Origin of the sequence: Rhabdobacter roseus (assembly GCF_014202275.1) — a bacterium.
Lineage (GTDB): Bacteria > Bacteroidota > Bacteroidia > Cytophagales > Spirosomataceae > Rhabdobacter > Rhabdobacter roseus.
Genome location: NZ_JACHGF010000001.1, coordinates 487339 through 503459, shown reverse-complemented (window position 1 = coordinate 503459; position 16121 = coordinate 487339). Strand labels below are relative to the sequence as shown.

The window sequence follows — 16121 nt, the reverse complement described above, 5'->3', positions numbered from 1 at the left end:
TTATGGAGAACGCCTTCAACATCGTGGATCTGTTTTACGCGGCGGCCCGCCAGGTACCCCAGCAGACGGCCATCATCCACCGCAACCGCGCCGTGTCTTTTGCGGAGCTGGAGCAGCAGGTCACCGACACGGCGCGGTACTTTCTTCATAAAGGCATCCGCAAGGGCGACCGCGTGCTGGTGTTTGTTCCCATGAGCATCGACCTGTACCGGGTGGTGCTGGCGCTTTTCCGGATGGGGGCCACGGCGGTTTTTCTGGACGAATGGGTGAGTAAAAAGCGCCTGGAGGAGGCCTGCCGGGTGGCGCAGTGCCGGGCCTTCGTGGGGAGCTGGAAAGTGCGGCTGCTGGCGCTGCTCTCCGCCGAAACGCGGAAGATTCCGCTGAAGCTGGGCCTGCATTTTTCGGCTCAAGGTACCTTCTCCTTCCCCGAAACCACGCCCGACGACCCCGCGCTCATTACCTTCACTACGGGTAGTACGGGCGTGCCCAAGGCCGCCGTACGTACCCACGGGCTGTTGCAGGCGCAGTTTCAATCGCTCACGAGGCTCATCCAGCCCCAGACCCAAACCACCGACATGCCCGTGCTGCCCATCGTGCTGCTGATCAACCTGGGCAGCGGTGTTACGTCGGTCATTGCGGATTTCAACCCGCGGAAGCCGCACACCATCAAGCCGGGCCGTATCGTGCGGCAGCTGGAAGCGCAGCAGGTACGGAGCCTGGTGGCTTCGCCTTTTGTGGTGAAAGAAATTGCCAGGTACCTCATCAGCCAGCGCCTTGGGCTCCCCCAGCTACAAAAAATCTTCACCGGCGGCGCGCCCGTGTTTCCAACGGAGGCCGCGCTGTACCACCGGGCTTTTCCCGAGGCTACGACCCAGGTCGTGTACGGCTCCACCGAAGCCGAGCCCATCAGCGCCATCGACGTAGCGGAGCTCAGGCAAGAGAAAGTACCTACCCAGGGCCTGAAAGTAGGAAAGCCCGCGCCGGAGACACAGGTCAAAATCATCGGGATCACGGACGAGGCCTTGGTGGTGCACTCCCTACCGGACCTGGACGCCCTGGAAGTACCCCGCGGCCAGATCGGCGAGATCATCGTGAGCGGGGCGCACGTCCTGCGCGACTACCTGCACAACGCCCCCGCCCGCCAGCGCCACAAAATCTTCGTAAACGACCAGTGCTGGCACCGCACCGGCGACAGCGGCTACCTCGACGCGCACGGCCTGCTTTTTCTGACGGGGCGCTGCGCCAGCCTCATTCCGTGGGAAGGAGAACTGCTCTCGCCCTTTGTTTACGAGCACTACTTCCAAACGCTCCCCGGCGTGGAGCTAGGTACTTTGCTGCTACTCCAAGGTACCTTGACGGCTTTCCTAGAGCTCCGCGACCCGGCTCAGAAAGAAGCCGTTCGGCGGCAGATCGAGGCGCTGGAAGTACCCATTCGGGAAATTGTTTTTGTACCCAAACTTCCCCGCGACCCGCGCCACCATTCCAAGATCGACTACGAGCGGCTACGAGCGTCGTTTGGTGAGAGTGATTGTTAAAGTACCTTTTTACCACGAGCTGTACGTTTATTGGCCGCGTAGCGGGCATCACGTTTCCTTTGGCGGAGGTATTTCGGTAGGTACCTGGATAGTATAAATACGGACTAAGGTACTTTGGTCTTTAAAAAAGAGCCGATGCGTCGTGAATACTCTCGTTATGCGACTAAACCGACCGTAAGTCACGCGCGCATCGGCCATGCTTTTCACGTCTTCTACTCCGTTTTTAGCGTCTTCACGGGATTCATCAGCGCAACTTTGATAGCCTGGAAACTTACCGTGAGCAAAGTAACCAGGAGGGCTCCCAAACCGGTAGCCGCAAAGATCCACCAGGAGAGTTCAGTACGGTATTCGTATTTCTGGAGCCAGTCGGAGAGCACATAGTACGCCACCGGAACCGCCACGCAAAAAGCAACCAGCAGCAATACCACAAACTCGCGCGAGAGGAGCTGCCAAATAGCCAATACCGACGCTCCCATTACCTTGCGAATGCCGATTTCTTTGGTGCGCTGCTCGGCCATGAAAGAGGCAAGCCCAAACAAACCCAGCCCGCTGATCAGGATGGCTAAGCCCGCAAACACACTGGCTATTTTGCCGATCCGTACTTCGTAATCAAATTTTTGGGCGTACAGATCATCCACAAATTTGTACTCAAACGGCGCCGCTGGATGATGAACCTTAAACACCTGCTCTACCTTAGCCAGCGCTTCGCTTACGGGCACCTGGGGATCTAGCCGGACGTGAAGGACATCTACGTATTGGTATTCAAGCACAAAAAAAGACGGCTTAACGGGCTTGAAGGGATCTTCCTTGATCAGATCTTTCACGACCCCGACCACCTCACACTCCTTACCGTTCCACCTGATTCGCTCGCCGATGGGCTTCTGAAAGCCCATCAGTTTGACGGCGGCTTCGTTCAGAATCATAGCCGTTGAATCCGTGGAAAAATCGCGGGAGAAATCCCGCCCTGCCACCAAATGCCAGCCTACGGTTTTCCCAAAATCGTACGAAACCCGGTTGCCCATTAGCAGCGGGCTTGAGTCAGGGGACTTCCCCCGCCAGAAAACCGCCACCGTCCCGTCGTTTTCAACGGTAAGTGATCCGAAAGAGGCCGCCATTTCTTCAACGGCTCCCGTCCGGAGCAGATCGGCCCGTACGGTTTCGTAGCCTTCGCGAAGCTTGGGAGTATTCATTTTTACCTCCATGAGCCCCTCACGGCTATACCCCACCGGGCGGTCCTTGGCGTGCTCGATCTGACGAAACACAATGATAGTCCCGATGATGAGCGTTACCGAAACCATAAACTGAAAGCCAACCAATACGCGGCGGGGGCTAGCAGCCGAGCGGCTGGCTTTGAGGGTACCTTTCAGTACTTTTATCGGCTGAAAGGAAGATAAATACAAAGCGGGATAGCTCCCCGCAATGAGGCCCGTGAGTACACTAAAACTCAGCCCGCAGAGCCAGAACCAAGGGCTAAACCACAATATGGGCATCTTCTTACCAGCTACCTCATTAAAAAAGGGTAAGGCCAGCTGCGTCAATAGCAGCGCCAGAACGAAGGCGAGCACCGCCATGAGCAGCGACTCGCTAAAAAACTGGGCTACCAGCTGACTCCTCACGGACCCGACTGCTTTCCGAATCCCTACTTCCTTGGCACGCTTCTCGCTCCGGGCCGTCGAGAGATTCATGAAATTAATACAGGCGAGTAGCAGCACAATGACGCCAATGATGCCAAACAGCCAGACAAACGAAATCAGTCCTCCGGTATTCACGCCATTTTTGAAATCGGCGAACAGGTGCCACTTGCTCATGGGGTGCAGGAAAAACTCCGGCTTATAGCCCGGCGGATTGTCCAGCTTCATGCGAATATCCTTGATCTTGGCCGAAACCTGTGCAAAATCGGCGCCTGGTTTGAGCTGCGCAAAGATTTGGTAGGAGTTGGAATCCCAAGCATGTACGTTCGCTTTGGCGTTGCGATCCGTAGCCAGGTATAAATTCCACGGAGCGAGAAAGGATACTTCGTTAAAACTCGTATTAGCCGGAAAATCTTTATACACGCCCACTACTTTTACCGATTCTTTTCCTTCCAGCTCGAGTAGCTGCTCGATGGGGTCTTTGGAACCAAATATAGCTTTCGCTAACGATTCAGAAAGCAGAATGGCATGTACGTCCTGCGCAGCGAAGGCGCTACCCGCCCGTATATCCAGCGAAAGCATGTCCATAAAAACCGGCTCGACGTAATTCCCCTTTCTGAGAAATTTATGCTCCCCGGCGGCCAGCGTTATTTCCCGAAAAACCGACAAACTAACCCGCTCAAAGTCGGGGTACTTGCTGCGAAGCTCCTCGGCCAGCGGAATGGGCATGACGTCGTAGGACGATTTTTCAACATCAAACTGCACAAACTGCCAAAGCTTGGCGAGCCGATCGTGGTTTTTGAATTGCTTATTAAACGATAGCTCATCGTACACCCACAGCCCAATGACCATCGCCACGGCCATACCCACTGACAGGCCAAAAATGTTGATGAAGGAATAAACCCGGTTCTTAGCCAGGTTTCGGAATGCGATTTTGAAATAATTCTGGATCATATCATGGCTCATTGAATAGGTGGTAGTAGTAACGCTCTTTTTTCGTTTGAGGGCAAAAGGCCGCAGAAACCCAAGTACCTCCCAGGCGTACTGCCGCCGGGCGGCGCGCTCCCCAAAAAGTACCCGGCGGCGCTCGAAGCGCTCATGCAGGTCGCCCTGGATTTCTTCCAGCAGGTGCGGCGCGCAGAAGCGCTCCAGCAGGCGGTCGGCCCAGCGTGGGGGTAGTGGTTTCATTATTCGCTGCGCAAACTTTTCACGGGGTTCATCAAAGCCGCTTTGATACTCTGGAAGCTCACCGTGAGCAGGGCAATGCCGACGGCCAAAGTACCGGCCAGCACGTACACCCACCAGCTGATGTCGGTATGGTAGGCAAAGTCTTGCAGCCAGCTGCGCATCCCGTACCAGGCGATGGGCGAGGCAATGGCGATGGCTACCAGCACCAGCTTCAGGAAGTCGCTTGACAGCATAACCACAATACTACCCACCGAGGCACCCAGTACCTTCCGGACACCGATTTCCTTGGTACGTACCTCGGCCATGAACATCGATAGGCCCAGCAGACCCAGGCAGGAAATAAATATGGCTATGCCCGCAAAAATCCCGAAAAGCATTTGCTGCGTTTGTTCGCGGGCGTAAAGCTGGCCAAAGCGCTGATCCAGAAACTCGTAGCTAAACGGCCGACCGGGAAACTGGCTTTGCCAGACCGACTCAATGTGGCTCAGCGCTTGCTGCAAATCCCCACCCGACACCTGCACGGATACGCGGCTCATGCGCCCCGGCTGGTGAAACATCACGATGGGGGCTACTTTTTGGTGCAACGACTCGAAATGGTAGTCTTTGGTAACGCCGATGATCTGCCCCCGCACCGCTCCGTAGCCAAACCGATTCCCGACGGCATCGGCCGGGTTCTTCCAGCCGAGCAGCCTGACGGCGGTTTCGTTGAGGATAAATCCGGCGGTTTTATCGGTGGCGTAGTCGCGCGAGAAATTCCGGCCCGCCGCCATCTCGATCTGGTAGGTCGGGATGAAATCCTCGTCTACGGACAGCGACTTGATGTTGATGTCGGTAGGCGCCATGCTATCGCCTTTCATGACGTAGGCTTCCCAGGAGTCCAGCAGCCGCCCCGAAGGGACGCGGGAAGAGCGCCCTACCTCCCGGATGTTACTATTGGCCTTCAGCCGCTCCTTGATACTCTCAAAATGGATCGTCGAGTCGTCGGAGGCGTATAAAAGTACCACTTGGTCCTTGGAGTAGCCCAGCTTGTAGTTCTGGATGTAGCGCATTTGTGTGTAAACCACCACCGTGCTGATGATCAGCACCACGGCAATGGCAAATTGGGCCACGACCAGCGTCTGGCGCAGCATTCCATTTTTCAGCACGGAAGCCATCCGGCCTTTCAGCACGCTAATGGGCTGGAATGACGTCATGAAAAAAGCCGGGTAACTTCCGGCCACGAGGCCGGTAAAAAGGGTAATGAAAACCAGAATGGCCAGGAAGGTAGGGTCCAGCAGGGCCGCGAACGACAGCTGTTTTTGGGTAAAATTATTCAACGCTGGCAAGCAAAGTACCACGATGCCCACCGCCAGCACCACGGACACGCCCACCAGCAAGACGGACTCGCTTAAAAACTGATTGATCAGTTGTAAGCGCACCGCCCCAATCACCTTCCGCATTCCTACCTCCTTGGCGCGCGTAGCCGACTTGGCCGTGGCCAGATTCATGTAGTTGATACAGGCAATGATCAAAATAAAAAGGGCAATGGCCGAGAACAGGTACACGTACTGAATGTCGCCATTGGCTTCAATTTCGGAGTCCAGGTGCGAGTGCAGGTGAATATCCGTTAGCTTCATCAGATCCAGTACCGAGTAGGTCGAGGCTTTGGGGTCGATGTGGCGGTTTTGAAAATCAGGAAACGCTTTCACCATTTTTTGCGCATCGTACTTCTCGGGTAGGAGCAAAAACGTCGAGAACGAATTATTGCCCCAGTTGCTGCGCAAGCCTTCGGCGCCGTAGACCCGGTCGTCGTTCAGCGTAGTAAACGAAATCAGGAAGCTGGGGTGAAAGTGCGACTGCGCGGGTAGGGGTTCAAAAACGCCCGTCACGGTGTAGTCGAGCTGGTCGTCGAGCCGTACCACCTTGCCCAGCGGATTCTCCTTCCCGAAGTACTTCTCGGCCATCGGGCGGGAAAACATAATGGAAAACGGATTTTCGAGCGCCTTATCCGGATTACCGCTCAGCACTTTAAAGGAAAAAACCTTGAATAGATTCTGTTCCGCTACAAACAGCTCATTTTCGTTGAAGAGGTGGTCTCCGTACCGTATTAGCGCGCCCGTTTCCAGCATCCGAACTACCTCCTCCACCTCCGGAAAATCCTGCTTGATCAACGGCCCGAACGGCGGGGCGGCGTGTCCTAGCCGCAAGGATACCGTACCATCTTTAGACAGGAACGTCCGCGACAGCCGGTAGATCCGGTCGGCATGGGCATGGTGGCGGTCGTAACTCAGCTCGTCCTTGACGTAAAGCGCTAGCATCAGAAAACAAGCCAGCCCCAGGGCTACCCCGGCAATGTTGATAAAACTGAACGCCTTGTGTTTCCGCAAGTTTCTAAACGCGATTTTGAAATAATTCTGGATCATCATATGGCTAATTAGATAAGTGGTAGAAGTAGCATTCCTTTTTCGTTTCAAGGCAAAAGGCCGCAGAAACCCAAGTACCTCCCAGCCGTACTGCCGCCGGGCCGCACGTTCGCCAAAAAGTACCCGGCGGCGCTCGAAGCGCTCGTGCAGATCCCCCTGAATCTCTTCCAGCAAGTGCGGTGCACAGAAGCGCTCCAGCAGGCGGTCGGCCCAGCGTGGCGGTGGTTTCATAAGCTTACTCCGTTTTCAGCGTCTTCACCGGGTTCATCAGGGCAGCTTTAATGGCCTGAAAGCTCACCGTGAGCAAGGTAATAAGCAACGCGCTCGCCCCGGTAGCGGCAAAAATCCACCAGGAGATCTCGGTACGGTACGTATACTTCTGCAACCAGCCGTTCAGAAAGTAGTAGGCCAAGGGTGCCGCCATCACGAAAGCAATTAACACCAGAAATACAAAGTCCTTGGACAACAACTGCCAGAGGTTAAACACGGTAGCTCCCAGCACCTTCCGAATGCCAATTTCTTTTGTACGCTGCTCAGCTACGAACGAGGCCAACCCGAAAAGTCCCAAGCAACTAATGAAAATGGCCAATACAGCAAATACTGCTGCCAACTTTCCGATACGCTCTTCGGCAGCAAATTTCAGGGCGTATTGCTGATCTGAGAATTTGTAATCAAACGGGCTGCCGGGATTGAAGGTGCGGAAAATGGTTTCAATTTTAGCTAGGGATTCGCTGATACTGAGGGTAGGATTTAGTTTAATGTTGATAACGCTGGCCCAATCGTAATTCAGCATAAATACAGTCTGAAAAGCCGGTTCGAAAGGAGATTCCATCACCATATCTTTAACCACTCCCACTACGTGGAAAGACCGTCCATCCCATTTAATCGTTTTTCCCACCGGATCTTTGATCCCCATGTACCGGGCGGCCGTTTCGTTCAGGACCATCCCCGACGAATCGGTGGAAAACTGCCGAGAAAAGTCACGCCCTTCTACGAATTGCCAACCAACCGTTTTGCCAAAATCGTGAGTCACGGCTACGGTACCAAATTGCGCTTTTAGATTGGGATCTTTTCCTTCCCACTCGAATCCGCCGTTTTTAGAAAGCAAATGGGTAGCCGGAGTAGACGAGGTGGACATCTCTATAACCGCCCCCGTTTGTAGCAGTTCACTACGTAAGGCATTGTAACGTCCGTATAATTCGGGCGTATTCATAGCAACGGTAATCAAACCGTTTCGGTCATACCCAATTGGACGATTTTTAGCGTATTGAATCTGCCGAAAAACCAGGACGGTACCAATGATAAGCGTTACCGAAACTGTAAATTGAACCACTACCAGCACCTTACGGGGCATGGAAGCAAAGCGCCCTATTCTGAAGGTACCTTTGAGTACTTTTACCGGCTGGAAAGAAGACAGGTAAAATGCCGGATAACTTCCCGCCAATAATCCAGTAAACAGACTGAAACCGATTCCAAATAACCAAAAAACGGGATTGGTCCATAATACGGCTATTTCCTTATCCGCTACTTCATTAAAGAATGGTAATATAAGCCACACCAACAACAATGACAATACAAAGGCAACCGTAACCACCAGCAGTGATTCACTCAAAAACTGACTAATAAGCTGAGTCCTGACCGAGCCAACGGCTTTGCGAATGCCTACTTCTTTAGCCCGTTTTTCGGAGCGTGCCGTTGAGAGGTTCATGAAGTTGATGCAGGCCAGCAGCAGCACAAATACCCCGATAATTCCAAATAGCCAAACGTACTGAATACGACCGCTTACCTTCCCCGCTTTATCCCAACTGTCGTATAAGTGCCAGCGACTCATGGGATGCAAAAAAATCTCGGGCTTCACAAAAGCTACTTCAGGAGCATGCTTTAATTTGAGGTCTTTAATTTTAGTCGATACCGCCTCAAAATTTGTGTTAGGAGCAATCTGCGCCAGAATATGCCAAGAGTTATTGTTCCACTCGGCATTGTCCTGCGCCTGTTTTACCCATTCTTCCGACGAAACGTATAGGTCCCAGGGCGCAATAAAAGTCAGTTCCCGAAACTCAGTATTGAAGGGAAGATCTTCGTACACGCCGGTTACTTTAACGTCCAGCTTATTATCTATCTTCATAATTTCACCCACGGGATCTCCCTCTCCAAACAAGGTCTGAGCCACGGATTTGGATAGTAAAATGGAGGCTGGGTCTTGCAGGCCCGCCCGGGTACCTGCAAGCATGTTGAGCGTAAGCATATCGGGTGCGGCCGGACTTAGGTATCGCCCCGTTTTAGTAAATTTCTTGTCACCGTAGGACAAAATATGCTCGCCCGGCCAGGACGACATCATTACGTGTTCAAAATCTTTAGAAAACGAAGTGCGAAGTTCTGTTCCTAGCGGAAGCGGTAGAAAATCTCCATTAAAAACTTCCCCGTTAAACGTGCCGCGTTGCATCACTTTGGCAATGCGCTCGTAGTTCTGATGGTACTTGTTGTAGGACAGCTCATCCCATACCCACAGACCGATAAGCATCGCTACGGCCATACCTACCGCTAAGCCTACAATATTGATGGCTGAGTACCCCTTGTGCCTCACAAGGTTCCGGAAAGCAATTTTGAAATAATTTTGGAGCATCATAGGACTAACTAGATAAGTGGTAGAAGTAGTATTCCTTTTTCGTTTCAAGGCAAAAGGCCGCAGAAACCCAAGTACCTCCCAGATGTACTGCCGCCGGGCCGCACGCTCCCCAAAAAGTACCCGGCGGCGCTCGAAGCGCTCGTGCAGATCCCCCTGGATCTCTTCCAGCAAGTGCGGTGCACAGAAGCGCTCCAGCAGGCGGTCGGCCCAGCGCGGGGGTTTCATAAGCCTAGGGCGGGTAGAGCCTGGGGCGAAATGGAATCCCAGAGGCGGTTGCGCGTTTCCCGAATACTCTGCAACGTACGGCTTCCCAGCGCCGTCACCGTAAAGAGCCGCTTGCGTCGTCCGCCGCGTTCGGCGGTGGCCTCGCCCAGTCGGGAATTTAGCATGGCTTTTTCTTCCAACCGGTGCAAGGCCGCGTGCACCGCACTCAGGCTCACGGAGCGGCCCGTTTGCCTTTCCAGCTCGTCGGCAATGGCTACGCCGTAGGCACCTTCGTGCAGTACCGCTACGGTAAGCAGCACCAGCTCTTCGAATTCTCCGAGGTAGTTTCGTCTCATGGTACTTTATTAATTCAATATTTGTAGATAAAATAACATGCCGCGCACTTATAAGAGATTTAACTCTCTATATATTAAGTACTTATTTATAAACAAGAAATAAATAACTGTTCGAAAATGAACAGTGGACGTACAGAAGCGAACGGAGCGGTCACCTGCTACGGGTACTTTGTTTGCGCGAGTACCTGATCTATTGTTTTCGGCTGGCAGTAGGTGTGGTACGGTTATTTCCAGTAGTTTTGGAATAAATTCTTAGCAAAAAGTACCATTAGCTACCCGTAGATTCAGATCAATGCTGGCCAAAACGTTTGGAAGTGCCGTTTATGGAGTGAACGCCACCCTGATTACCATTGAGGTAACAGTGGTGCAGGGCTTGCGCTTTTTCATGGTGGGCCTACCCGACAGCGCCGTGAAGGAGAGCGAGCAGCGGGTGGAGGCATCGCTCAAATTTTTCGATTACCGCATGCCCCGCCAAAAGGTCGTAGTGAACCTGGCTCCGGCCGACATCCGGAAGGAAGGCTCAGCCTATGACCTACCCATTGCCCTCTGCGTGTTGCAGTCGTCGGAGCAAATGACGGCGGAACGCAACCTGGAAGAGTACATCATCATGGGCGAGCTCTCGCTCGACGGCAAGCTACGGCCCATCAAAGGGGTACTTCCCATTGCCATCGAGGCACGCAAGCAGGGCTTCAAGGGCTTTGTACTACCCCTCGAAAACGCCCGTGAGGCCGCCATCGTGAATAAACTGGACGTAATTCCGGTAGAGACTATGCAAGATGCGGTAGAATTTTTTGAAGGTAAAAAAGACATTGAACCGCTGGTAGTAGACACCCGCGATATTTTTTTAAGTACCCAAAACGACTACGACGCCGACTTTGCGCACGTACAAGGGCAGGAAAACATCAAGCGCGCGCTGGAAATTACGGCGGCGGGCGGGCACAACGCCATCATGATCGGTCCGCCGGGCGCGGGCAAAACCATGCTCGCCAAGCGGCTGCCGTCCATCCTGCCGCCCATTAGCTTACAGGAAGCCCTCGAAACCACCAAGATCCACTCCGTGGCGGGCAAGTTGGGCAGCCGCGCTACGCTGGTTTCGCGGCGGCCTTTTCGGGCCCCGCACCACTCCATCAGTGACGCCGCGCTGGTGGGCGGAGGTAGTTTTCCGCAGCCGGGCGAAATATCCCTGGCCCATAATGGGGTACTTTTTCTGGACGAACTCCCGGAATTTAAACGAACCGTACTAGAGGTGATGCGCCAGCCCCTGGAAGAGCGCAAGGTGAGTATTTCGCGGGCCAAAATGGCGGTGGAGTTTCCTTCCAACTTCATGCTCATAGCCAGCATGAACCCCTGCCCCTGCGGCTACTACAACCACCCCGAAAAGGAATGCGTATGCGGGCCGGGGGTCGTGCAAAAGTACCTCAACAAGATCAGCGGTCCGCTCCTGGACCGCATCGACCTGCACGTGGAGGTGACGCCCGTGTCGTTCGACCAGATCAGCTCCACGCGCAAATCCGAAAGCAGCGAGCAGATCCGGGAGCGGGTCATCAAGGCCCGTGAGCACCAGACGGCGCGCTTCAAAGATCACCCAGGTATTTACTCCAACGCCATGATGCCCCCCGAAATGGTCAAGGAAATTTGTCAGATCGGCGAGGCGGGCAAAGCCTTGCTGCGCACGGCGATGGAGCGGCTGGGCCTCTCCGCCCGCGCCTACGACCGCATCCTGAAGGTGTCGCGCACCATTGCCGACCTGGCCGACAGCGACGAAATCAGGATTGAACACCTGGCCGAGGCGATCCAGTACCGCAGCCTCGACCGCGAAAACTGGGCTGGCTGATGCAACTACGCGTATTTCCCGAAAACCTACTGGAATGGCTGGCCCTGCGGCTCAACCTGGTACCCTTGCCGCTGCTGCACGCGCAGGTACTTCCAGTGGTGAGCAGGGCGGTACTGGAAGCCACCGACCGGGGCATTTTTGAGGCCATTGCGCAGGGACATACCACGGCCCAAGCCGTAGCGGAGGCCTGCCAGCTGCACGTGCAGGCCACCACGCAGCTGCTGGGCGTGCTCACTTCGGTAAAGTACCTCCGTTTTCAGAAAGGCCACTATTCCCTCACCCGTATGACGCGCAAGTGGGTACTTCGCGAAAGCAAAGATACCGTACGGGATTTGGCGGTTTATAACAACCGGGTGGTATGGCCCTGGCTGGAGCGAATGGGAAAGTACCTTGAAACCGGCGAAGGCCTCCAGTACCACGAGCACCTCAACGCGGAAGAATGGGCGCTGTACCAAAAGGCCATGCACGGCGGCGCTATTTCGGAAGCCGGGGAATTTGCGCGCAAAGTACCCCTTCCCAAAAATGCCACCCACATGCTCGACATCGGCGGGGCGCACGGGCTGCACTCGGTGGCGCTGTGCCGAAAGTACCCCCGCCTGCGGTCGGTTATTCTGGACCTGCCCGGTGCCGTAGCGCAGGCCGCCCCGCTGCTGGCGGCGCAGGGCATGGGCGAGCGGGTGCAGCACCAGGTCGGGAACATCCTGACTACCGAACTTGGCGAAAGTACCTATGACCTGGTGCTGATGTCCAGCGTGGCGCACCACCTCACGGAGGCGCAAAACCGGGAAGTCACGCAGAAAGTGGCGCGGGCGCTCCGGCCGGGCGGGGTGTTTATCATCAACGAATTCCTCCGGCCCGACCCCGCCGCCAAGCCCGAGCTGGTAGGTAGCAGCACGGATCTGTTTTTTGGCCTGACGAGTACCTCCGGCAATTGGTCCATTGAAGAGATTCACGATTGGTACCGGGCCGCGGGCCTAAAACCCTACGAGGTACTTGGCTACCAGGCCATTCCGGGCAGGTACCAGGTTGTGGGAAAAAAGTAAATAAAGAAATTTACTCTTGATAGAAAGGTACTTCAAAAGTACCCCCTACAACTCCTCCACACTCACGCCGCCGAGTTCCTGAAAGAGGATTTGCCAGTAGTGCGCTACGTGGGGATTGTTTTCTTTGGTAGAAGCCGTAGGCTCAAAGGGCGACACGATGGTGACCTGCGGCGAGCCAATGGCATTTTGCTCCAGCTTCTTGGCGTCGGCCTGGGCGTACTGCTCCGCAACGGCGTCGGTAATGGGTGGCGATTGGTGAAAATCCCGTCGATCCGCCCCTCGCATGCTTTCGATCATATCGCTGAAGTAGTACACCCGTACTTCGGCTCCGCTTTCGGCGGCCTTGGCAATGACCGGCAAACTACCCCACACATCCGTCCACTGGTTGGAGCCACCGGTATTTTGCTGGTTGAGCTTCGTTAGAGCCTGCCGCAGGAAAATCCCTTTTTCCCGCTGTAGGGCCAGCTGAAAGTTGGTTTCGATGGCTTCGCGGTCGGTGGCGTTGGCGTACTCGATCCCTTCCTTTTCGGAGCGCACCGTCAGCGAGAGTGCCCGCGCTTTGGACGTATTTTCGTGAATGAAGTACACCTCCAGCTTATCTCCCTTGTTCCTCATGTTCTGCTCCACTATCTCCGTCAGGGCCTGGCGGTACTTTTCGTTCACAAAGTTTTTGTTGACATTCACGCTTTGGGTTTTATCCAAAAACACCAGCGTATAAATGGGCGCATCGGGCAGGGCTTTGGTTTGCTCCGCTTCCCGGCCGCAGGCCGATAGCAGCAAAAGTACCCCCCAGAGCGTGGCATGCTTCAGACGATTGTGCGATAACATGAGAAACACAAGGATATAGATAGATAGACAACAATACGTGGTGGATGAATCGTAGACCGAGCGAATCTACTCAGATTACGTACTATACACAACGCACAAACGGACAAGTGGTTTAATTAGTACACGGAAGAAGGGCGGAAACAGAAAAAAATCCCCCTCCGGCCGGTGCCGACCGAGGGGGATCTGGAAGAGAAGCAAGCAGGTACTTTTCGTAATTAAAAACTAAAGTACCCAGCCGCACCTACTGCTGCTGTTGCTGGATCATCTGCATCAGTTCCTCGGAGATACCCGTGCTGGAGTACCCGCCGTCGTGGAAGAGATTTTGCATGGTGACCATGCGCGTCAGATCCGAGAAAAGCGTAATGACGTAGCTGGCGCAGTCTTCGGCCGAAGCGTTGCCGAGCGGGCTCATCTTGTCGGCAAAGGCGTAGAACGACTCAAAGCCGCCAATGCCCGAGCCCGCCGTGGTGCGCGTGGGCGACTGCGAAATGGTATTGACCCGCACGTTTTTGGCCTTGCCGTAGCGGAAGCCGTAGTTGCGCGCGATGCTCTCAAGGACCGCCTTAGCGTCGGCCATGTCGGTATAAAACGGGTACGAACGCTGCGCGGCAATGTACGACAGCCCCACTACCGAGCCCCATTCGTTGATGGCGTCGAGCTTTTCGGCTACGTGCAGCATCTTGTGTAGCGACAGCGCCGACACGTCCAGGCTCTTCACGTACCAGTCGTAGTTGAGGTGGCCGTAGTCGCGGCCTTTGCGGATATTAGGGCTCATGCCGATCGAATGCAGCACAAAGTCGATCTTGCCACCCAGCGTTTCGATGGATTTGCTGTACAGGTTTTCCAGATCTTCCACCGAGGTAGCATCGGCCGGGATAATCTCCGCCTCGCAGCTTTCGGCCAGCTGATTGATGGCCCCCATGCGCATGGCAATGGGCGCGTTGGTGAGCGTGAAGGTGGCCCCTTCTTCTTTTGCTTTAAGCGCTACTTTCCAAGCAATGGAGTTTTCGTCCAGTGCGCCTGATATAATGCCTCTTTTTCCTTTAAGTAAACCGTAAGCCATGATTGTAAATTTTTGTAACAAGTACCCCGGTGTCAGCGAAAAGTACCTACTGGTTAATGATCGTTTTCAGCGGGGCAAAGTAAAGCATTTTTGGTTGGTAAAACTACATTTGACTACCTCACTCCGGCAGGAAACCTCCGGCGTTTTCCTCCCGCTGGTGGGCAGGTACCTTAGGGTACTTGCGTGGCTACGACTGGCTTGAGCCGAAGTACCTGGTCAAAAAACTGCGCCGTAGCCGCCTCTACGCCCTCATAATCCTGCGACGCAAAGTGCGACGCAATCACGTGGTCGCCCGTGTCGGGAAAGGCCATCTCCACTTTTTGGGCGCGGGAAGTACCCAGCTGCGGGAACATCTCCTGCATGGCTTTCACCGACACGACCTGGTCCTGCTCGTCGTCATTTTTGTAGTAATACCCCAGAAAGACGGGTACCTTCACCCGCTGGTACACCTCCGGCTGCGCCACGGCGTCGATCACCTGCTGGAGGGTAATGAGCCCATCCGACACGTAGCTACGCAGCCAGTAGTGCGAGCGCTCCAGCTCCGGGGCGTGGCTACTTTTGCGGTAGTCGCCCGCGACGGCGTGCAGGATCTGCCGCCCCCAGGGGCCCGTGACCAGCTTCATAGCCGGGGTAGCTATCGCCATGCAGGGCGAGTACAGCACAATGCCCTTCAGGCCGGGCTGGTGCGCGGCCAGGTACACCGTGAGCAACCCGCCCGCCGAAGTACCCATCACGATCACGCTGTCGCCAAGTACCTTCCCGATGGCCAGCGCGCGCTTGGCTCCGGCCAGGAAGTTCTCGGGGGTGAGGTCGTCGAAGGCGTTGGTATCGGCAATGCCCGCGTCGTGCAGGCGCGCCAGGTACAGGTTGGCACCGTACCGCTGAGCCAGATTACGATGCACCGGGTCGCCCTCGGCCCAGCTGGCCCCGAAGCCGTGGATGTACACGATACTGTAGGGTGTTTTTTCTTTCCTGGACGAATCCGCCCAGATGATCCGGGCTTCATTGTTGGTTTTGAGATCCGGTACCGCCGCTTCCGATTGAGCGATTTCTGCCTCTAGCTGCGACAGGTTTGTCGTCACAGCAGGCAGCGTTGGGTCAAGGCTGGCTTCAGGTACCTGCGGCCCGGCGGCGTAAACAACCGCCAACACAACGACCAGGCCCAGGAGCCAAAGGAGGATTTTTTTCATGAGGTTGAAGGGTTTATAGGTACTTGCAGTCGAAGGTACGGTTTTGGGGGTGTATTGCAAAACGGGCAAAGCGACTGTACCACCAGAAAAAGGTCTGGACGATATTTCCCCGTCGTCTTGATCCACGCACGCTTTTGGAGTAGTTGGTAAATCCAGATTCTATCACGTCTCCCTTTTCCCTATCTTTGCCCTCCAAACGAGCCTTTGGTCCCTGCCGAACC

At 54.9% G+C, this 16121-nt stretch carries 11 protein-coding genes; 4 read left to right on the top strand and 7 right to left on the bottom strand.

The features are described 5' to 3' along the window. The first annotated feature begins 2 nt into the window (after positions 1–2). Positions 3–1535, top strand: coding sequence for an AMP-binding protein (locus tag HNQ92_RS02115; RefSeq protein ID WP_184170198.1), 1533 nt, complete (start codon positions 3–5; stop codon positions 1533–1535). Between the two features lie 212 nt (positions 1536–1747). On the opposite strand, the gene HNQ92_RS02110 is transcribed toward HNQ92_RS02115, so the two are convergent. Genes HNQ92_RS02110 through HNQ92_RS02095 form a run of 4 tightly spaced genes read right to left on the bottom strand, consistent with a single transcriptional unit; the run spans position 1748 to position 9942 of the window. After that, complete coding sequence (locus tag HNQ92_RS02110) at positions 1748–4354, bottom strand: ABC transporter permease (RefSeq protein WP_184170194.1); 2607 nt, start codon at positions 4352–4354, stop codon at positions 1748–1750. Beyond that, the gene (locus HNQ92_RS02105; RefSeq protein ID WP_221307356.1) at positions 4354–6987 is read right to left on the bottom strand and encodes an ABC transporter permease; all 2634 of its coding nucleotides are present in this window, start codon (positions 6985–6987) and stop codon (positions 4354–4356) included. Before HNQ92_RS02105 ends, HNQ92_RS02110 begins: the two co-directional genes overlap by 1 nt. 4 nt (positions 6988–6991) lie before the next feature. Beyond that, the gene (locus HNQ92_RS02100) at positions 6992–9607 is read right to left on the bottom strand and encodes an ABC transporter permease (protein WP_184170191.1); all 2616 of its coding nucleotides are present in this window, start codon (positions 9605–9607) and stop codon (positions 6992–6994) included. Further along, positions 9604–9942, bottom strand: coding sequence for a PadR family transcriptional regulator (locus tag HNQ92_RS02095; RefSeq protein WP_184170188.1), 339 nt, complete (start codon positions 9940–9942; stop codon positions 9604–9606). Before HNQ92_RS02095 ends, HNQ92_RS02100 begins: the two co-directional genes overlap by 4 nt. A 292-nt stretch (positions 9943–10234) precedes the next feature. Between HNQ92_RS02095 and HNQ92_RS02090 the strand changes: the two genes are divergently transcribed. Together HNQ92_RS02090 and HNQ92_RS02085 are read left to right on the top strand one after the other, a co-directional pair. Beyond that, positions 10235–11776, top strand: a complete 1542-nt coding sequence (locus HNQ92_RS02090) for a YifB family Mg chelatase-like AAA ATPase (RefSeq protein ID WP_184170185.1) — start codon at positions 10235–10237, stop codon at positions 11774–11776. Further along, entirely contained in the window at positions 11776–12819 is a 1044-nt protein-coding gene (locus HNQ92_RS02085) for a class I SAM-dependent methyltransferase (protein WP_184170182.1), read from the top strand. The genes HNQ92_RS02090 and HNQ92_RS02085 overlap by 1 nt, the downstream gene beginning before the upstream one ends. Before the next feature lie 45 nt (positions 12820–12864). Here the strand turns inward: HNQ92_RS02085 and HNQ92_RS02080 are convergent, their stop codons facing one another. Beyond that, on the bottom strand, positions 12865–13647 hold the full coding sequence (locus HNQ92_RS02080) for a hypothetical protein (protein WP_184170179.1): 783 nt from the start codon (positions 13645–13647) through the stop codon (positions 12865–12867). Positions 13648–13888: 241 nt separating this feature from the next. Next, positions 13889–14710 carry an enoyl-ACP reductase FabI gene (locus tag HNQ92_RS02075; protein WP_184170176.1) on the bottom strand — a complete coding sequence of 274 codons (822 nt, stop codon included), beginning with the start codon at positions 14708–14710 and terminating at the stop codon, positions 13889–13891. On the opposite strand from HNQ92_RS02075, the gene HNQ92_RS02070 reads away from it, so the two are divergent. Beyond that, complete coding sequence (locus tag HNQ92_RS02070) at positions 14709–14912, top strand: hypothetical protein (protein WP_184170173.1); 204 nt, start codon at positions 14709–14711, stop codon at positions 14910–14912. The genes HNQ92_RS02075 and HNQ92_RS02070 overlap by 2 nt on opposite strands. Here HNQ92_RS02070 and HNQ92_RS02065 read toward each other — a convergent pair. Continuing rightward, positions 14881–15900: an alpha/beta hydrolase gene (locus tag HNQ92_RS02065; protein WP_184170169.1), complete on the bottom strand. Its 1020-nt coding sequence runs from the start codon at positions 15898–15900 to the stop codon at positions 14881–14883. The two genes, HNQ92_RS02070 and HNQ92_RS02065, sit on opposite strands and share 32 nt — an antisense overlap. Positions 15901–16121: the final 221 nt, after the last annotated feature.